Genomic DNA, 18,193 nt, shown 5'->3' with positions numbered 1-18,193 from the left:
TCACCTCGAGGACGTCCATGGGCCAGTTTCGCGCGGCCGACCTGTTTCGCCGCAAGCCCGTGGGCCGGGTCGTCGCCGAGGGCGGCGAGCATCTGCCGGAAGACGGCCTGCACCGCACCATCGGCCTGTTCCAGCTGACCATGCTGGGCGTGGGGGCCACGATCGGCACCGGCATCTTCGTGGCCCTGACCACGGCCGTGCCGGCCGCTGGGCCCGCCGTCATCGTCTCGTTCGTGATCGCCGGGATCACCGCGGCCCTGACGGCCCTGTGCTACGCCGAACTGGCCTCGACCATTCCGGTGTCGGGGTCATCCTATTCCTACGCCTACGCCACCCTGGGCGAGTTCGTCGCCTTCCTGGTCGGGGCGTGCCTGCTGCTGGAATACGCGGTCTCGGCCTCGGCCATCGCGGTGGGCTGGGGGCAGTATCTGAACGAGATGTTCTCCGACCTGATCGGCTGGCGCATGCCCGACGCCATCGCCAAGGCGCCGGGGGCGGGCGGGGTGTTCAACCTGCCGGCCGTGGTGCTGGTCGGCGCCTGCCTGATCCTGCTGCTGCGCGGGGTCAAGGAGTCGGTGACGGTCAACGCCGTGCTGGTGGTGCTGAAGCTGCTGGTGCTGCTGTTCTTCGTGGTCATCGCCTTCAGCGGCTTCCACGCCGGCAACCTGACGCCCTTCGCGCCGATGGGCATGGCCGGGATCGGGGCGGCGGCCTCGTCGATCTTCTTTTCGTACATCGGCATCGACGCGGTCTCGACGGCCGGCGACGAGGTCAAGGACCCGCGCCGCACCCTGCCGCTGGGCATCATCCTGAGCCTGCTGATCGTCACGGCGGTCTACATCCTGGTGGCCCTGGCGGCCGTCGGAGCTCAGCCCTGGACGGCGTTCGCCGGACAGGAGGCGGGGCTGGCGGTGATCCTGCGCAACCTGACTGGCCAGGCCTGGACCTCGCTGATCCTCTGCGTCGGGGCCATCGTCTCGATCTTCTCGATCACCCTGGTGGTCATGTACGGCCAGACCCGCATCCTCTACGCCATGAGCCGCGACGGCCTGCTGCCCAAGGTGTTCCAGCGGGTCAATCCGAAGACCCAGAGCCCGGACCTCAACACCTGGATCGTGGCGGCCTTCATCGCGCTGCTGGCCGCCTTCGTGCCGCTCGACACCCTGGTCAACCTGACCAGCATGGGCACGCTGATCGCCTTCGCCATCGTCTCGCTGGGGGTGATCATCCTGCGCCGAACCCAGCCGGACCTGCCACGCGGCTATCGCGTGCCGCTCTACCCGGTCGTGCCGGCGGTCAGCGTGGCCTTCTGCGGCTACCTGATCATCGGTCTGCCGCTCGACACCTGGATCCTGTTCGCGGTCTGGGCGGCGGCGGCCTGCGCGATCTATTTCGGCTATTCGGTGCGCAAGTCGAAGTTGGCCGGCTAGGACGCGGACTCGGCCGCCCTAGTCGTCCACGCCGCCGCGCAGCGGGTCCTCGCCATCCAGCTCCTGGATGTGGTTGCGCTGTTGGAGCACGCCACGTCGGACCTCGTCGGGCGTCTGCGGCGTCTCCGTTGGGGCGCGAACGTTGGCGCCGGCATCTTCATCCGACGCGATGGGCGGAGAGTCTGAACTGGGCTTGGTCATGCCTAGTCAACCGCCCGCGCCAAGCTTGGTTGCCTGACGTCCGGATCGACCTATTCCACCGTCACCGACTTGGCCAAATTCCGCGGCTGGTCGACGTCGGCGCCCTTCACCACGGCCACGTGGTAGGCCAAGAGCTGGATCGGGGCCGACATCACCAGGGTCGAGACCAGCGGGTCGCTGGCCGGGGCGGTGACGACCACGCGGGCGCCGGCCGGGGCGTGCTTGGCGCCTTCGGGGTCGGTGATGAACACCACCTGGCCGCCGCGCGCCATGACCTCGCTCATGTTCGAGGCCGACTTCTCGAAATAGCTGTCGAAGGGCGCCAGGATGATGATCGGGGTCTGGTCGTCGACCAGGGCGATCGGACCGTGCTTCAGCTCGCCGGCGGCATAGCCCTCGGCGTGGATGTAGCTGATCTCCTTCAGCTTCAGCGCGCCTTCCAGGGCCAGGGCCGACATCGGGCCGCGACCCAGGAACAGCACGTCGCGGGCCTTGGCGATGTCGACGGCGATCTCCTTGAGGGCGTCCTCCAGGCCGATGGCCTCGGCGATCAGGCGCGGGGCCTCCAGCATCACCTTGACCATCCGCTGCTCCTCGGCGGCGTCGATCATGCCGCGCGACTTGGCGGCGGCGACGGCCAGGGCGATCATCACGCTGACCTGGGCGGTGAAGGCCTTGGTCGAGGCCACGCCGATCTCGGGGCCGCAATGGATCGGCCAGACCACGTCGACCTCGCGGGCCATGGTCGATTCCTGGGCGTTGACCACCACGGCGCTCTTCATGCCCTTGGCCTTGCAGTAGCGCAGGGCGGCCAGGGTGTCGGCGGTCTCGCCCGACTGCGACATGGCGATGACCAGCGAGCCTGGCCGCAGGGCCGGCTGGCGGTAGCGGAACTCCGAGGCGATCTCGACATCGACCGGCAGGTCGGCCAGCTGCTCGATCAGGTACTTGCCGATCACGCCGGCGATGTAGGAGGTGCCGCAGGCGACGATCTGGATACGGTCCAGAGCCTTGAAGTCGATGTTGCCGGGCATGGCTGAGCGCGAGGTCAGGGCGTCGACATAGGCCGAGAGCGTGCGCTGGCAGCCCTCGGGCTGGTCATGGATCTCCTTTTCCATGAAGTGCCGGTAGTTGCCCTTCTCCATCATCACCGCCGAGGCGGGGACGACCTTGACCGCGCGCTCGACGGGCGCGCCCGAGGCGTCGAAAATCCGGGCGCTGTCGTGGTCGATGGCCACGTAGTCGCCCTCTTCCAGATAGACCACGCGGTTGGTGAACGGGCCCACGGCCAGGGCGTCCGAGCCCAGGAACATCTCGCCCTGGCCCTCGCCCACCACCAGCGGGCTGCCGCGCCGGGCGCCCAGGATCAGGTCGTCGGCGCCCTCGATCAGCACCGCCAGGGCGTAGGCGCCGGTCAGGCGGTCCAGCGCGGCCTTGAAGGCTTCGAGCGGCGGAAGGCCGGTGGCCAGCTCGGCGTCGATCAGGTGGGCGATGACCTCGGTGTCGGTGTCGCTCTCGAACGTGCGGCCGGCGGCGGCCAGCTCGGCCTTCAGCTCGGCGAAGTTCTCGATGATCCCGTTGTGCACCAGGGTGACGCGGCCGGCGGTGTGGGGGTGGGCGTTCTTGACATTGGGCGCGCCGTGGGTGGCCCAGCGAACGTGGCCGATGCCGTTTTGTCCAGTCAGCGGCTCTTGAGCAAGCAAGGCCTCCAGGTTTCTGATCTTGCCCTGGGCGCGGCGGCGTTCGACCCGATTTCCATCGGGGCCGCCGACGACGGCGGCGATCCCGGCGGAGTCATAGCCGCGATATTCCAGCCGCTTGAGGCTGTCGATCAGCCGGTCCGAGACGGGCGCTTTGCCGACGATGCCGATAATGCCGCACATGGGCCATGATCCTTGTTAGAACGCTACGGTGAGAGCTATTGCTACCGAAGCGGGATATTTCGAGCGCCGCCTTTAGCATTCGCCCACGGGCGGGCGCTCATAAATCTGCATTTCGGATCGTTTCGCGGTTCGACCTAGCCCCGACTCATTCCGTTGGAATGATCCAAACCAAACCAATTGGGCGTGACTGCGTCATGCTCAGGCGAGACAAGATCGAGATCATGAGCAAGCGCGCTTATTTCGGCACCGACGGCATCCGCGGCCAGGCCAACAAGCATCCGATGACCGCCGAGGTCGCCCTGCGCGTCGGCCTGGCGGCCGGCAAGCTGTTTCGCTCGCAGGACGACCGCCGCCACCTGGTGGTGATCGGCAAGGACACGCGCCTGTCGGGCTACATGATCGAACCGGCCCTGGTGGCCGGTTTCGCCAGCGTCGGCATGGACGTGCGGCTCTTTGGTCCGTTGCCCACGCCGGCCGTGGCGATGATGACCCGCTCGATGCGCGCCGATCTGGGCGTGATGATCTCGGCGTCGCACAACGACTTCGCCGACAACGGCATCAAGCTGTTCGGCCCCGACGGCTACAAGCTGTCGGACGAGCAGGAACTGAAGATCGAGGCCCTGATGGACGAGGGCCTGCAGGAGGGCCTGGCCTCGCCGCGCGAGCTGGGACGAGTCAAGCGCGTCGACGACGCCCAGGCCCGCTACATCGAGATCGTCAAGGCGAGCTTCCCGCGCAATATGAGCCTGGCCGGCCTGCGCATCGTCATCGATTGCGCCCACGGCGCGGCCTACAAGGTCGCCCCCGAGGCCCTCTACGAGCTGGGCGCCGAGGTCTTCCCGATCGGCGTCGCGCCCGACGGCACGAACATCAACGCCGAATGCGGCTCGACCCATCCCGAAACCATGGCCCGGCTGGTGCGCGAATACCGCGCCGACATCGGCATCGCCCTGGACGGCGACGCCGACCGGCTGGTGATCTGCGACGAAAAGGGCGTGGTGGTCGACGGCGACCAGATCATGGCGATCATCGCTCTGGCTCTCGCGAAAGCCGGCAAGCTGAAGGCCGGCGGCGTGGTGGCCACGGTGATGTCCAATCTCGGCCTGGAGCGCCTGATGGGCGAGCAGGGCCTGAAGCTGGAGCGCACCAGCGTCGGCGACCGCTATGTGATGGCCCGCATGCGCGAGGGCGGCTTCAACATCGGCGGCGAGCAGTCGGGTCACGTGATCCTGTCGGACTTCTCGACCACGGGCGATGGCTTGATCGCGGCCCTGCAGGTGCTGGCGGTGATGATCCAGAGCGGCAAGCCGATGAGCGCTCTGGGCCGTCAGTTCGACCCCGTGCCGCAGTTGCTGGAGAACGTCCGCTTCGCCGGCGGCAAGCCGCTGGAGCACAAGAGCGTCAAGGAAGCCATCGCCGACGGCGAGAGCCAGCTGAACGGCTCGGGCCGCATCGTGGTCCGCCCGTCGGGCACCGAGCCCCTGATCCGCATCATGGCCGAGGGCGACGACCCGGCCCTGGTCAAGAAGGTGGTCAAGTCGATCGTCTCGGCGGTGAAGGCGGTCTGAGTTCCAAATCCTTCTCCCCTTGCGGGAGAAGGTGGCCCCACGAAGTGGGGGCGGATGAGGGGGCCTCAAACGCCAAACGAGAGAGGGTCGCGCGGCTTTCGCCGGTGCGACCCCTCATCCGTCGGCTTCGCCGCCTCCTTCTCCCGCAAGGGGAGAAGGAGCGCTCCTAGTCCCCGTCCACGCCCTCGACGACCGCGCGCAGATAGTCGACATGGCGGCGGAACGCCTTGCGGCCGGCCGGGGTCAGGGCCACGCGGGTGCGGGGCTTCTTGCCGACGAAGTCCTTGGCGATCGCCACGTAGCCGGCCTTTTCCAGAGTGGCCAGGTGGCTGCCCAGATTGCCGTCGGTGGCCTGGGTGACGGCCTTCAGGCGCGCGAACTCCAGCGGCTCGGCGTCGCGCTCGGCGTGCAGCGCGGCCATGATCTTCAGCCGCAGGGGCTGATGGATCAGTTCGTCCAGTTCCGCCACGCTCACGCCCTCCGCAGCCACAGGCCGCCCGCGATCAGTCCGCCGCCGCCGACCGCCGCCATCCAGAAGGCCAGCCAGGGCTGGAAAGCGAAGTAGCCGACCAGGGTGGCGATGAACACCGCTCCGCCGATCCACAGGTAGCGGGGCGCGAAGGCGATGCCGACGCCGGCATAGACCAGGCCGGTCATCAGGCCCGGATAGACGATGGCCGGTTCGACCGAGGTCGGCTGGAAGACCACATAGGTGGCGATCATGAAGGCCATGATCGCCAGGACGCTGGCCCAGATCTTCCAGGCCTGACTTGTCCTCGCGCCGCTCTTGCCGCCCCGGCTGAGCAGGAGCGTCGCCACCACGCCCAGGACGTCGAGCGGCAGCCAGATCAGGCTCCATCGTTCGGGCGGCAGCAGGCCCATGCCGGAATAGCCGATCGCCCAGATCACGCCCCAGGCCATCAGGATCGGCCCGGCCACGTGATAGCCCTTCAGCAGTCGGCCGCGCCCTGCCGTGCGCTCGATATCGGTCAAGGCCGACGCCGCCTCGCTCTTGGAAATGCCCATCGCACTCTCCGTTTGGTTCGCGCTCAGAGCGCTCTGTATTTCAGAGTATATGAAGTGCATACTCTGTCAAGCAGAGCGCTTTGCTGACCTTGTCATATTTCCGACGGATCCGATCCGCGCCAGGGAACCTAAGCCTCGCTGAACATGTTCAGTCCGCGTAAGCGGTTCAGCTTGGAGCATCGTCATGGCGTCCCTCTCTTCTTCACGAAAGGGCGCGGGCGATTGGGCCGTCGTGCTCCTCGGCTTGGTCCTGGCCCTGATCGGCCTGACCCTGGCGATCGGCGGCGCCTGGCTGGCCGTGCTCGGCGGCTCTCCCTATTACGTGCTCTCGGGTCTGGGCCTGCTGGTGTCCGGCGTCATGCTGGTCCGGCGACGGGCGCTGGGCGCCTGGATCTATATCGCCGTCTTCGTCCTGACCGTGCTGTGGGCGCTGTGGGAGGTCGGGCTGAACGGCTGGGCCCTGGTGCCCCGCGTGATCGCCCCGACCGTGCTGCTGGTCCTGGTGCTGGCCGCCCTGCCGGTGGTCGACCCCGGTCCGCCCGGCCGCAAGAAGTCGCTGGTCGGCTTCGCGGCCCTCGCAGTGTTCCTGATCGTCGGCGGCGTGGTGGTGGCCGGCGCCAACAAGGCCAAGGTCGACGGACCTCTGCCCGCCATCGCCGCCATGACCGACAACGACCCTTCGCTGCAGCGCGTCGGCGCGGACTGGCCGGCCTATGGCGGCACCTATGCCGGCCAGCGCTATTCGCCCCTGACCCAGCTGACCGCCGACAACGCCAAGAACCTGGCCCGCGTCTGGATGATCCGCACCGGCGACATGCCCAGCGCGGCCGCTCAAGGCAAGTACGGCGCGGAGAACACGCCGCTGAAGGTGGGCGGCAATCTCTATGTCTGCACGCCCAAGAACATCATGCTGGCCATCGACGCGGCCACCGGCCAGACCCGCTGGCGCTATGATCCCAAGGTGCCGGACGAGGCCATCCCCTATACCGCCGCCTGCCGGGGCGTCAGCTACTACGCCGTGCCCGGCGCCGATCCGGCCAAGGCCTGTTCGACCCGGATCATCGAGGGCACGCTGGACGCCCGCCTGATCGCGGTCGACGCCAAGACCGGCGTTCCTTGCGCCGACTTCGGCCAGGGCGGCCAGATCTCGACCAATGTCGGTTTCGGACCCTCGGCGGCCGGCATGCTGTCGATCACCTCGGCCCCGACCATCGTGCGGGGCGTGGTCGTGGTCGGCCACCAGGTGCTGGACGGCCAGCGCCGCGACGCGCCGTCGGGTACGATCCAGGGCTTCGACGCCGTCACCGGCGCCCTGCGCTGGGCCTGGGACATGACCCGTCCCGACATCTCGACCCTGCCGCCGCAGGGCCAGACCTACACCAAGGGCACGCCCAACATGTGGACCACGGCCACCGGCGACGAGGCCCTGGGCCTGGTCTATCTGCCGCTGGGCGTCAGCGCCGCCGACTACTGGAGCTCCAGCCGCACGACGCTGGAAAAGCAGTACTCCACCTCGCTGGTCGCCCTGGACGTGACCACCGGCAAGCCGCGCTGGAGCTTCCAGACCGTGCACAACGACGTCTGGGACTATGACCTGGGCTCGCAAGGCACGCTGGTCGACTTCCCGACCGCCGGCGGTCCGGTCCCGGCCGTGGTGCTGCCCAGCAAGCGCGGCGACATCTTCGTTCTGGACCGTCGCACCGGCCGGCCGCTGACGGGCGTCGAGGAACGCGCCGTGCCACAGGGCGGGCTCGAGCCGGCGCAACGCGCGGCGACCCAGCCGTTCTCGCTCTATCACACCCTGCGCAAGGCCGATCTGAGCGAGAAGCAGATGTGGGGCATGTCGCCGATCGACCAGATGATCTGCCGCATCCAGTTCAAGCGCGCCAAGTACGACGGCTTCTTCACCCCGCCGGTCGCCGATCGCCGCTACATCGAATATCCCGGCTACAACGGCGGGTCGGACTGGGGTGGCGTGGCCGTCGATTCCAGTCGCGGCGTGATCGTCGCCAACTACAACGACATGCCCAACTACAACCGTCTGGTGCCGCGCGCGGTGGCCGACGCCAAGGGCTGGACCCCGCGCGGCGACGCCCGTGGCGGCTCGATGAAGAAGGGCGCGGAGGGCGCGGGCGACCCGCAGGTCGGCACGCCCTACGCCATCGACGTCAACGCCGGCTGGCGCCTGCCGCTGACGGGTCTGCTGTGCAAGGAGCCGCCCTATGGCGGGCTCCGCGCCATCGACCTGAAGACCGGGAAGACCTTGTGGGACCGCCCGTTCGGCTCGGCCCGCACCAACGGCCCGTTCGGGATTCCCTCGCACCTGCCGGTCGAGATCGGCACGCCCAACAACGGCGGGGCGGTGGTCACGGCCGGCGGCCTGGTGTTCGTGGCGGCCGCCACCGACAACCTGATCCGCGCCATCGACATCAAGACCGGCAAGACGGTCTGGCAGGACGTGCTGCCGGCCGGCGGTCAGGCCACGCCCATGACCTACGACGTCGGCGGCAAGCAGTACGTGGTCATCATGACCGGCGGCCACCACTTCATGGAAACCCCGATCGGCGACCAGGTCATCGCCTATGCTCTGAAGTAGGGCGGATTTGACATCCATCACCGTGGCCGCCTAGAAGCCGGCCACGGTGATGGATTTCCGCCGGGCGTCATGCCGAACCGCTCCTCAGGAAGGAGCCGATGATTCCTACCCGACCGCGGTTCGCCGCGAGAAAGAGGAATCGTGTCCGAACTGCCTGCTTCCCCCCGTTTCGATCGCGCCCGTCTCCAGGCGTTCGCCGGCCTTCGTCTGAAGCATCTGCGGGCCGTGCTGGTCTGGACCGCGATCATCGCGCCGATGGCCGCGACGGTCGGCTCGCTGTGCGCCCTGTTCCTGTGGAGCCTGGACCTGGCGACCCGGGCCCGGTTCGCGCACCCATGGCTGCTCTACGGCCTGCCCCTGGCCGGCCTCGCCATGGGATTGGCCTATCGCTGGAGGGCGGACCGGTCGAGGCCGGCAACAACCTGATCGTCGAGCAGATCCATCAGCCTGGCGGCGGCGTGCCGCTGCGCATGGCCCGTTCGTGCTGGTCGCGACCGTGGTCACCCACCTGTTCGGCGGCTCGGCCGGGCGCGAGGGCACGGCGGTGCAGATCGGCGGCGGGCTGGCCAGCGCCTTCGGAAAGCTGTTCCGCTTGGACGCGGCGCGAACCCGGATCCTGCTGATGGGCGGAATCGCGGCCGGCTTCGGAGCGGTGTTCGGCACGCCGGTGGCCGGGGCGGTGTTCGCGCTGGAGGTGCTGACGGTCGGGCAGGTGCGCTACGAGGCCCTGATCCCCTGCCTGGCCGCCGCCCTGATCGGCGACTGGGCCTGCCAGGCCTGGGGAATCGCGCACACGGCCTATGTCGTGCGGACGGCCGTCCCGGGCCTGCAGCCGCTGCTGCTGGCCAAGGTCGCGCTGGCCGGCGTCGCCTTCGGCCTGGCCGGCCTGCTGTTCGCCGAGGCCCAGCACCGGCTGAGCGCCTTGTTCAAGCGGCTGATCCCGATCGCGCCGCTGCGGCCGGTGGTCGGCGGACTGCTGGTGATCGGACTGGTCTTCGCCTTCGGAACCCGGGCCTATCTGGGCCTGGGCGTCTGGTCGCCGAACCCCGCCGATCCGACCATCCTGGGCTTCTTCAGCCCCGACCGCGTCGACCACTGGAGCTGGCTGCTGAAGATCGTCTTCACGGTCGTGACGCTGAGCTCAGGCTTCAAGGGCGGGGAGGTGACGCCGCTGTTCTTCATCGGCGCGGCGCTGGGCAACGCCCTGTCCTGGATGCTGGGCGCTCCGACCGACCTGTTCGCCGCCCTGGGCTTCGTGGCGGTGTTCGCCGGAGCGGCCAACACGCCGCTGGCCTGTACGATCATGGGCGTGGAGCTGTTCGGCGGCGGCCAGACCGCCTATCTCGCCGTGGCCTGCTTCACCGCCTATCTGTGCAGCGGCCACTCGGGCATCTACCTGGCCCAGCGCCTGGGCGTGGCCAAGGTGAGCGGCGCGGCGGTTCCAGCGGACCTGCCGCTGCGCGAGATCCGCGAGCGGCGACCGTCCTAGGCGAATGTCTCTTCAAGATGCGCATGAGGCCGGTAGGGCCGACCGAAGAACGCCCAGTTCATCTTGCGCCAGTGAGGCAGGGTGCAGGCGAGATAGACGCCGAACGGGACCCACATCATGAAAAGGCCGAGCGCGGAGGTCGGACCCACGTCGAAGTTTCCGCCCAAGGTCCGGCTCAGGACGCTCCAGGCGAGCGCCGCGACCTGCAGCACGATCGGCCAGCGGCTGAGACGGATCAACGCGGCGGCATGATAGACGACGAAGACGAGCGTCACGATCACCAACGCCACGACCGATCCGCCGCTGGTCGGCCACGCGGATATCGCCCAACGAATTGTCGGCGCCAGGGCGCCGAGCGCCCAGAGCGCGGCGATGATCCAGATCGACAGCGGCGTCGGATCGTTCCGCGCCTTCATCACCCGACCTTCGGCGCCTTGAGCCGGCGCTTGTTGACGTGGTGCGACGGGGCGGGGGCCTCGACCTCTTCCGGATACTCGCCCTTGAAGTAGAAGCGCTGCCAGGCCTCCTTCATCGCGTCGGGCTCGCGCTTGAAGATGCGGGCGTTGAACTCGCCGCGCTTGGCGGCCCAGGTGTCGTACTGCTTGCGCATTTCCGGATTGGAATTCATCGACCGGATCACCGGCTGCACCTGCTCCAGCGGCTTGTCCTGGATCATCATGAAGAAGCAGAACGGCTCGCCCTTCTCGAAGCGGATCGTGCCCGGGCGAGTGAAGATCCAGTTCATCGTGAAGGGGAAGGGCAGCCAGTCGGTCTCGACCAGCCCGGCCAGCGGCTGGACACCGTCCTTGATGTGGTTCGGCGGACCCATGGTCCAGATCGACCAGCCCGGCGGGGTGCGGAACAGATAGCCGGTGTGGAAGGTGATGGTGCCGCGCGAGAAGTGCGACTTCACGAAGTCGTCGAAGCCCGGATGCGGGTGGTCGGCCTTGAAGGTGATGCAGTTCTGGTGCGCCCCGCCGTCCCAGGTGGCCGAGAAGCCGACCGGGCATAGGATCTCCCAGCCGGTGGTGTTGGCCATGGTCAGGGGCAGGCAGCGATAGGGATGGCGGTCGGCGAAGTGGTCCATCCAGGCCCGCTGCGGCCGGCCCGGCACGATCTCGGGCGGACGGTTCTCGGTGGGGTAGCACTCCAGTTCCATGCCGATCTCTTCTTCCCTGATCTGGTCTTGCATCTGGTCTAGCGGCAGCGGGCTCGGCTAGGAAGTCCCGTATGAAGACGCGCGCCGACCTGCTTTCCTTCCTCGACGCCCACGGCGTCGCCCATTCCACCCTCGATCATCCGCCGGTGTTCCGGGTGGAGGAGGGGCTGGAGATCAAGGCGGCCCTGCCCGGGGGCCACACCAAGAACCTGTTCCTCAAGGACGCCAAGGGTCAGCTGTGGCTGATTTCGGCCCTCGGCGAGACGGCGATCGACCTCAAGCGCCTGCATACGGTGATCGGCTCGGCCCGGCTGTCGTTCGGCAGTCCCGAGCTGATGGTCCAGACCCTGGGCGTCACGCCGGGTTCGGTCACCGCGTTCGGCCTGATCAACGATACGGAGCATCGGGTGCGCTTCGTACTCGACGCGGCCTTGGCGAAGGCCGATCCGGTCAACTTCCACCCGCTGGGCAACGACGCCACCACGGCCGTCTCGCAGGATGGCTTGCGCCGGTTCCTGGCGGCGCTTGGGATCACGCCCATGATCGTCGATTTCGCGGCGATGGCGGTGGTCGCCTAGGATCAGCGCGGCGCGACCCTGCGGATGCTCAGGCACGGCTGGCCCGATTGGTAGCCGTCGCAGGCCGCCTCCGACGCCTCGAGGCGCACCCGGCCGAGTTTGACCGCTGAGCACTCGTCCAGGCGGGCCTTGAGCTTGGTCAGAAGGATGTAGTGCGTCGTCTGACCGTAGGCGGCGTAGAATCCGTGCGCGGCCCCATCCATGGGCTTGGCGGCCATCGCCGCGTACATGTCGATCGTATCGTCGCTCGGGAGCGGCCAAAAGAACAGCGCCCAGCGATCATGGGGCGGCGCCGAGGAGAACCTGTCCAGCGCCTTGCAAAAGTTCGGGCGGTCCATTGGCGTTTCGGCGCGCGGCGCTCCGCCGCCGACGATGACCACGGCGATCCCGACCGTCGCCGTCAGTAGGCGTCTCATCCTTGCTCCCCCAAAGACCCCCGAACATCACATCAGAGGCTCGGCAGCTCAAGAGTCGCCCCGCCGACGATTGCGTGGGGACACTCTAAGGACCATCTTGGCGGCCTAAGCGTTCCCCATCCAGTACGAGAGACCCGATGGCCCTGATCGGCGATACCCCTCCTCCCATCCAGGCCGGCGGCCCCAATGGTCAAGCTGGTGGCAAGAGCCCGCATATCAAGGACGGGACCGACGCCAGCTTCATGGCCGACGTGATCGAGGCGTCCAAGACCCAGCCGGTGATCGTCGATTTCTGGGCCACCTGGTGCGGCCCGTGCCGCCAACTGACCCCGGCCCTGGAAAAGGCCGTCAACGCCGCCGGCGGGGCGGTCAAGCTGGTCAAGATCGACGTCGACAAGAACCCCGGCTATTCGGGCCAGCTGCGCGTGCAGTCGATCCCGACCGTCTACGCCTTCGTCAACGGCCAGCCGGTGGACGGCTTCCAGGGCGCGGTGCCCGAAAGCCAGATCAAGCAATTCATCGACCGCCTGGCCGGTCCGCCGCCCGAGAGCGATGTCGACGCCCTGCTGGCCATGGCCAAGGAGTCGATCGAGCTGGGCGACCTCGGCGGCGCGGCCCAGGCCTTCGCCCAGGTGCTGCAGATGGATCCGGCCAACGTCAAGGCCATCGGCGGCCTGGCCAAATGCTACCTGACCAGCGGCGACCTGGAGGGCGCGGCGGAAGTCGCGGCCTCGGCCCCGGCCGGCGCCAAGGATCCGGACCTGGACAGCGTGCGCGCCGCCCTGGCCCTGGCCGAAGACGCGCCGTCCGAGACCGCGCCGTTCGAACAGCGCCTGGCCGCCGACGCCGACGATCACGAGGCCCGGTTCGAACTGGCCAAGGCCCTGGCCGGCGCGGGCCATCTTCAGGCCGCTTCGGACCATCTTCTGACCATCATCGAACGCGACCGTGTCTGGAACGACGAGGCGGCCCGCAAGCAGCTGCTGACCGTGTTCGAAGCCGCCGGCTATGCATCCGAGGTGGCCAAGGCCGGCCGCAAGCGGCTGTCATCGATCCTGTTCAGTTAGGGTGCAAAGAGGAGCGTTCGCATGCCGGGATCGTATCGAAGGGCGGACGACCTGCCGCTGGTGATCCCGGTGTTTCCGCTGGACGGCGCTCTGCTGCTGCCCGGCGGCCAGCTGCCGCTGAACATCTTCGAGCCGCGCTATCTCAACATGTTCGACGACGCCATGTCGGGCGAGCGGATCATCGGCATGGTCCAGACCCGGCCGGGCGGCGATGTCGAGCGGCCCAACCTGGCGCCCGTGGGCTGCGCGGGCCGGGTGACCAGCTTCGCCGAGACCAGCGACGGTCGTTACCTCGTCACCCTGACCGGGGTCTGCCGCTTCCGGGTGGGCGACGAGCTGCCGTCGCGCTCGCCCTACCGCCAGGTGCGGGCCAACTTCACGACATTCGAGGAGGATCTGCGCGAGCCTTCGGCGCAGACGGCGGGCGACGGTTCGCCCCTGCTCGGCGCCCTGCGCCGCTATCTGGATCATCGGGGCCTGGCCATCGACTGGTCCAGCGCCGAGGCCGCGCCGTCCGACGCCCTGATCAACAGCCTGGCCATGGCCCTGCCGTTCGAGCCGGTCGAGAAGCAGGCCCTGCTCGAGGCCCCGACCCTGGCCGACCGTCGCGAGACCCTGGTGGCCCTGCTGGAAATCGACGCGGCGGGGGATGACGAAGACCCGACGATGATCCAGTAGGCCCTGCGTCCTTCGAGGTCCGCTACGCGGGCGCCTCGGGATGAGGCGCGTTGTTTGCCGATTTCCTCATCCCGAGGTGCGAAGCGAAGCTGAGCCTCGAAGGACGCAAGGCGTTGGCCGACGTCCAAAAACCTCCTACAACCAACCCATGACCGCCGCACCGCCCCCGCCGCCCGCCGATATCGACCCGCGCCTGCTGGAGGTGCTGGTCTGCCCCGTCACCCGCGCGCCGCTGTTCTATGACCGCGCCCGGGGGGAGCTGATCAGCAACGCCGCCAAGCTGGCCTATCCGATCCGCGACGGCGTGCCGATCATGCTGCCCGAGGAAGCCCGCGGCCTGGACGACTAGGCGTTGGACGCCCGGCCCCGGGTCGACAGGTCACGCCTCGCTTCCCTGGATGTGCTCCGGGGCCTGACGATCGTCGGGATGATCGTCGTCAACACCGCTTCCTATCTGCACGCGGTCAGCGGCTACGCCCAGTTCGCCTGGCTGGAACACGCCGACTGGCATGGCTTCACGGTCGCCGACGCGGTGTTCCCGGCCTTCGTGTTCATGACCGGGGTCTCGATCCCGCTGGCCCTGAGCGCGCGTGGCGCGAGCGGTCTCGACGGCGCCACGCTGCGCCGGTTGCTGGTGCGCTCGGGCCGCCTGTTCCTGCTGGGACTGATCCTCAGCAATCTCTACTGGATGGCCACGCCCGAGAGCGTGTTGTTCCGGCCGATGGGCGTGCTGCAGCGTTTGGCCCTGTGCTTCCTGGCCGCCGCCGTCCTCTACAAGACCCTGGGACCGCGCGCCCGGCTGGTGCTGGCCGTGGCGATCCTGGCGCTCTACTGGCCCCTGACCCTCCTGCCCTTCCCGGACGGCGCGACCGATCTGCTCAAGCCCGGCGCCAATTTCGTCGGCTGGATCGACCGCCTGGTGCTGGGCGCCCACGTCTACGTGCCCGGCCCGCTGGGCTATGACCCCGAGGGCTTGCTCTCGACCCTGCCGGCCGTCGCCCAGGCCTTGCTCGGCGTGGCGGCCGGAGAATGGCTGCTCGCCCGGCGGGGTTCGCTGGGCCTGCTGATCGCGGGCGTGGCGATGATCGTCGGCGGTCTGGCCTGGGGCGTGGCGTTCCCGATCTCCAAGGAACTGTGGACCAGCAGCTTCGTCCTGCTGTCGACCGGGATCGCCCTGGTCCTGCTGGCCGGCCTGCACCAGGCGCTGGACGTCAAGGGTTGGACGCTGCCGGCGACCGGCTTCCTGACCGACTTCGGGATCAACGCGATCTTCGCCTACAGCCTGCACATGCTGGCCTCGATCATGCTGACCGCCCACATGCTGAAGATCCCCTACGCCTGGGCGACGCCGTTCGTCGGGGATCGGACGGCCGCCCTGATCCCGGTGGCGATCTTCGTCGGCCTGATCTGGATGGTCGTGGCCTATATGCGGCGCAAAGGCTGGGTGGTGAAGGTTTAAGCCTTGGCGGGCCAGGCCTTGCGGCCAACCAACTGCAGCACCAGCGCCACCAGGGCCGCGCCCGCGCCCAGCGCCGAAACCGCCGACCAGCCGCCCAGGGTCCAGGCGGTGGTGGCGCCGGCCGAACCCGCCGCGCCGCCCAGGAACATCACGCCCATGAAGATGGTGTTGATCCGGCCCCGAGCCTCGGGCCGCAGGGCGAAGACCAGGTGCTGGTTGGAGATCAGCGCGCCCTGCACGGCGAAGTCCAGCACGATCACCCCGGCGATCAGGCCGGCCACGGCGTTCCACAGGCCGAAGATCAGCCACGAGACCACGCACAGCCCCGCGCCCAGCAGGATCACCAGGTGCGGCCCGCGCCGGTCGGCGATCCGCCCGGCCAAGGGCGCGGCCAGGATGCCCACGGCCCCGACCACGCCGAACAGCCCGGCGATGTCGGCGCCGAGGCCAAAGCGCGGCTCCTTCAGGTGCAGGGCCAGGATGGTCCAGAAGGCGGTGAACCCGGCGAACAGCAGAGCCTGGGTGAAGGCCGCGCGGCGCAGGGCCGGGAAGGCCAGCCACAGCTCGCCCAACGACTTCAGCAACGCGCCATAGCGCAGGCCCTCGCTGTCCGGGCGGCTGCGAGGCAGGACGACGGCCATCAGGGCGCAGGCGGCCAGGGCCATCGGCGCGCCCAGCCAGAACATCGCCCGCCAGCCCAGGTGGGTGGCGACGAAGCCGGCCAGGGTGCGGCTCAGCAGGATGCCGCACAGCAGGCCCGCCATCACCGTGCCGATGGTGGCCCCGCGCCGCTCGGGCGTCGCCAGGTGGGCGGCGAACGGCACGATCTGCTGGGCCACGGTGGCGCAGAACCCGACCAGCAGCGAGGCCAGGATGATCAGGCCCACGCTGGGCGCCAGGGCGGCGGCGACCAGCCCCACGGACAGGATCAGGAACTGGGTCAGGATGACCGCGCGACGCTCCAGCAGGTCGCCCAGGGGCACCAGCAGGAACAGGCCCAGGGCATAGCCCAGCTGAGTCGCGGTCGGGATGAAGCCGGCCAGAGCCTGGCCCGGGAAGTCGGCCTCGATCACCCCCAGCATCGGCTGGTTGTAATAGATGTTGGCCACCCCGACGCCGGTGGCGACCGCCATGGCCAGGGTCAGGCCGCGCCCGAGGGGCGGAGCGATTGGAGCGGTCGGGGCTTCGGCGGGCTGGGCGGTCATCAAGCTACTCCCACGCCGCGTCAGGCCGGCGAAGCGATGCGTCTAGGTTGGGATGGGTGCGCCGCGCCGCAAGGCCGCGCTTGTCTAGGCGGGTTCTAGAGGGCCATGCCCCGCAGCAGCTTGGGCAGGTCGCCCACGCCGCCGCCGGCCTCGTGCATGAAGAACCGCCGGGCTGGAGCGATGCGGTTGACCGCCGCCATGCCCACGCCGCGCGCCAGGCGCAGCAGCGGGTTGTCGTTGGAGAACAGGCGCACGAAGCCGTCGAAGGCCAGGGCGTTGGACACGTTGTCGAACCGCCGCCAGCGGGCGTAGCGTTCCAGGGTCGCCTCGGCCCCGATGTCCTCGCCGTTGCGCAGGGCCTCGGCCACCACCTCGGCCAGGGCGGCGGCGTCCTTCAGGCCCAGGTTCAGCCCCTGGCCGGCGATCGGATGCACCCCGTGGGCGGCGTCGCCGATCAGGGCCAAGCGCGGGGCCACCAGCCGTTCGGCCAGCGACAGCGACAGCGGATAGACAAAAGTCGGGCCGGCCATCTCGACCGCGCCCAAGAACTCGCCGAACCGCCGCATCAGGTGGGCGTGGAAGGCCTCGGGCGAGGCGTGGCGCAGGGCCTCGGCCCGGTCGGTGCTCTCGGTCCACACCAGGCTGGCGCGATTGTCCGTCAACGGAAGAATAGCGAACGGACCGCTGGGCAGGAAATATTCGTGAGCCACGCCCTGGTGCGGATGCTGCATCCGGACGGTGGCCACCACGCCGCTCTGGCCGTAGCTCCAGCCGATGTCGCCGATGCCGGCGGCCTTGCGCAACACCCCGTTGCGACCTTCGGCGCTGACCACCAGAGGCGCTGACAGCTGGCGACCGTCCGTGAGCGTCAGGGTCGCGCCGGCGGGGGTGACGTCCAGGGCCCGGGCGCCGACCGGGGCCAGCACTTCGATCCCCTTGTCGATGACGGTCCGGGCCAGGGCGGCGCGGATCTGACGGTTCTCGATCAGATAGCCCAGGGGCTCGCCCTCGGACCGGTCGGCGATCTCGCCGCTGTCGAACCGCAGGAAGAACGGCGAGGGGCCGCGCGCGGCGGGGCCGGGGGTCTTGCCGTCGGTGACCAGGATCTGCTCGATCCGCTGGGCGTGGGGCGCCAGGGCCCCGCCGGCCCCGATCGCCCGCCACTGGCGGAACGACGAATAGGCGATGGCCGAGGAGCGTCCGTCGAAGCTGGCCGCCAGCTGGGCGTCGAACGGCTGGGGGTCGACCAGCAGGGCCTTGACCCCGGCCGAGGCCAGGGCGAGCGCCAGGGTGGTTCCGGCCATGCCGGCTCCGGCGATGATGACGTCGGCGTCGTGGTCGCGCATGGGCGGATATGGCGCTGGAGGCGTGCGAGTGTCCAGACAGGAATGGCGATCCCGCGACGACCCAGGCATAGCTGGTCCTTCGAACGCTCTTC

General features: G+C 68.9%; 19 protein-coding genes and 1 riboswitch. Of the genes, 10 read left to right on the top strand and 9 right to left on the bottom strand.

Translation table 11 applies throughout. The features are described from left to right. The first annotated feature begins 17 nt into the window (after positions 1 to 17). Positions 18 to 1,430 (top strand): APC family permease, encoded by a 1,413-nt coding sequence (locus G3M62_RS23270; protein WP_165190916.1) that lies wholly within the window; start codon positions 18 to 20, stop codon positions 1,428 to 1,430. 18 nt (positions 1,431 to 1,448) lie between these two features. Here the strand turns inward: G3M62_RS23270 and G3M62_RS23265 are convergent, their stop codons facing one another. Together G3M62_RS23265 and glmS are read right to left on the bottom strand one after the other, a co-directional pair. Next, the gene (locus tag G3M62_RS23265; protein ID WP_165183852.1) at positions 1,449 to 1,631 is read right to left on the bottom strand and encodes a hypothetical protein; all 183 of its coding nucleotides are present in this window, start codon (positions 1,629 to 1,631) and stop codon (positions 1,449 to 1,451) included. Positions 1,632 to 1,681: 50 nt separating this feature from the next. Further along, complete coding sequence (gene glmS / locus G3M62_RS23260) at positions 1,682 to 3,514, bottom strand: glutamine--fructose-6-phosphate transaminase (isomerizing) (RefSeq protein WP_165190915.1); 1,833 nt, start codon at positions 3,512 to 3,514, stop codon at positions 1,682 to 1,684. A 221-nt stretch (positions 3,515 to 3,735) separates the two neighbouring features. Between glmS and glmM the strand changes: the two genes are divergently transcribed. After that, positions 3,736 to 5,082 (top strand): phosphoglucosamine mutase, encoded by a 1,347-nt coding sequence (gene glmM / locus G3M62_RS23255; protein ID WP_165190914.1) that lies wholly within the window; start codon positions 3,736 to 3,738, stop codon positions 5,080 to 5,082. Positions 5,083 to 5,248: 166 nt separating this feature from the next. On the opposite strand, the gene G3M62_RS23250 is transcribed toward glmM, so the two are convergent. Both G3M62_RS23250 and G3M62_RS23245 read right to left on the bottom strand, forming a co-directional pair. Then, a complete protein-coding gene (locus tag G3M62_RS23250; protein ID WP_165190913.1) occupies positions 5,249 to 5,551 on the bottom strand; it encodes a winged helix-turn-helix domain-containing protein in 303 nt (100 codons plus the stop codon). Positions 5,552 to 5,553: 2 nt separating this feature from the next. Further along, the gene (locus tag G3M62_RS23245) at positions 5,554 to 6,108 is read right to left on the bottom strand and encodes a hypothetical protein (protein WP_165190912.1); all 555 of its coding nucleotides are present in this window, start codon (positions 6,106 to 6,108) and stop codon (positions 5,554 to 5,556) included. 184 nt (positions 6,109 to 6,292) lie between these two features. On the opposite strand from G3M62_RS23245, the gene G3M62_RS23240 reads away from it, so the two are divergent. From G3M62_RS23240 to G3M62_RS23235, 3 genes are all read left to right on the top strand, one after another. Continuing rightward, a complete protein-coding gene (locus G3M62_RS23240) occupies positions 6,293 to 8,704 on the top strand; it encodes a membrane-bound PQQ-dependent dehydrogenase, glucose/quinate/shikimate family (protein ID WP_165190911.1) in 2,412 nt (803 codons plus the stop codon). 36 nt (positions 8,705 to 8,740) lie between these two features. Continuing rightward, a riboswitch (Fluoride riboswitch) is annotated at positions 8,741 to 8,819 on the top strand. A gap of 26 nt (positions 8,820 to 8,845) precedes the next feature. Further along, positions 8,846 to 9,130, top strand: a complete 285-nt coding sequence (locus G3M62_RS26695) for a hypothetical protein (protein ID WP_205691924.1) — start codon at positions 8,846 to 8,848, stop codon at positions 9,128 to 9,130. Between the two features lie 55 nt (positions 9,131 to 9,185). Continuing rightward, entirely contained in the window at positions 9,186 to 10,193 is a 1,008-nt protein-coding gene (locus tag G3M62_RS23235) for a chloride channel protein (protein WP_205691923.1), read from the top strand. Here the strand turns inward: G3M62_RS23235 and G3M62_RS23230 are convergent. Together G3M62_RS23230 and G3M62_RS23225 are read right to left on the bottom strand one after the other, a co-directional pair. Continuing rightward, positions 10,190 to 10,609 carry a hypothetical protein gene (locus G3M62_RS23230; protein ID WP_165190910.1) on the bottom strand — a complete coding sequence of 140 codons (420 nt, stop codon included), beginning with the start codon at positions 10,607 to 10,609 and terminating at the stop codon, positions 10,190 to 10,192. The two genes, G3M62_RS23235 and G3M62_RS23230, sit on opposite strands and share 4 nt — an antisense overlap. Further along, positions 10,609 to 11,352 (bottom strand): DUF6065 family protein, encoded by a 744-nt coding sequence (locus G3M62_RS23225; protein ID WP_165191417.1) that lies wholly within the window; start codon positions 11,350 to 11,352, stop codon positions 10,609 to 10,611. Before G3M62_RS23225 ends, G3M62_RS23230 begins: the two co-directional genes overlap by 1 nt. Positions 11,353 to 11,423: 71 nt before the next feature. Here G3M62_RS23225 and G3M62_RS23220 point away from each other — a divergent pair, with 71 nt between their 5' ends. Then, positions 11,424 to 11,930: a prolyl-tRNA synthetase associated domain-containing protein gene (locus tag G3M62_RS23220; RefSeq protein WP_165190909.1), complete on the top strand. Its 507-nt coding sequence runs from the start codon at positions 11,424 to 11,426 to the stop codon at positions 11,928 to 11,930. Between the two features lie 2 nt (positions 11,931 to 11,932). Here G3M62_RS23220 and G3M62_RS23215 read toward each other — a convergent pair whose 3' ends face one another. Continuing rightward, positions 11,933 to 12,310 carry a hypothetical protein gene (locus G3M62_RS23215; RefSeq protein ID WP_165190908.1) on the bottom strand — a complete coding sequence of 126 codons (378 nt, stop codon included), beginning with the start codon at positions 12,308 to 12,310 and terminating at the stop codon, positions 11,933 to 11,935. 173 nt (positions 12,311 to 12,483) lie between these two features. Here G3M62_RS23215 and trxA point away from each other — a divergent pair, with 173 nt between their 5' ends. The 4 genes from trxA (at position 12,484) to G3M62_RS23195 (ending at position 15,550) form a co-directional block, all read left to right on the top strand. Beyond that, the gene (gene trxA / locus G3M62_RS23210; protein ID WP_165190907.1) at positions 12,484 to 13,413 is read left to right on the top strand and encodes a thioredoxin; all 930 of its coding nucleotides are present in this window, start codon (positions 12,484 to 12,486) and stop codon (positions 13,411 to 13,413) included. Between the two features lie 21 nt (positions 13,414 to 13,434). After that, positions 13,435 to 14,091, top strand: coding sequence for an LON peptidase substrate-binding domain-containing protein (locus tag G3M62_RS23205; protein ID WP_165190906.1), 657 nt, complete (start codon positions 13,435 to 13,437; stop codon positions 14,089 to 14,091). A gap of 148 nt (positions 14,092 to 14,239) precedes the next feature. Continuing rightward, positions 14,240 to 14,440: a Trm112 family protein gene (locus G3M62_RS23200; RefSeq protein WP_165190905.1), complete on the top strand. Its 201-nt coding sequence runs from the start codon at positions 14,240 to 14,242 to the stop codon at positions 14,438 to 14,440. 3 nt (positions 14,441 to 14,443) lie between these two features. Continuing rightward, positions 14,444 to 15,550, top strand: a complete 1,107-nt coding sequence (locus tag G3M62_RS23195) for an acyltransferase family protein (protein ID WP_281360074.1) — start codon at positions 14,444 to 14,446, stop codon at positions 15,548 to 15,550. On the opposite strand, the gene G3M62_RS23190 is transcribed toward G3M62_RS23195, so the two are convergent. Both G3M62_RS23190 and G3M62_RS23185 read right to left on the bottom strand, forming a co-directional pair. Beyond that, entirely contained in the window at positions 15,547 to 16,755 is a 1,209-nt protein-coding gene (locus tag G3M62_RS23190) for an MFS transporter (RefSeq protein ID WP_165190903.1), read from the bottom strand. The genes G3M62_RS23195 and G3M62_RS23190 overlap by 4 nt on opposite strands. Before the next feature lie 95 nt (positions 16,756 to 16,850). Next, entirely contained in the window at positions 16,851 to 18,170 is a 1,320-nt protein-coding gene (locus G3M62_RS23185) for a UbiH/UbiF/VisC/COQ6 family ubiquinone biosynthesis hydroxylase (RefSeq protein ID WP_425483801.1), read from the bottom strand. Positions 18,171 to 18,193: the final 23 nt, after the last annotated feature.

Origin of the sequence: Caulobacter soli (genome assembly GCF_011045195.1) — a bacterium.
GTDB classification, from domain to species: Bacteria; Pseudomonadota; Alphaproteobacteria; order Caulobacterales; family Caulobacteraceae; genus Caulobacter; species Caulobacter soli.
The sequence above is the reverse complement of the archived record's forward strand: the minus strand, read 5'-3'. Positions and strand labels throughout refer to the sequence as shown.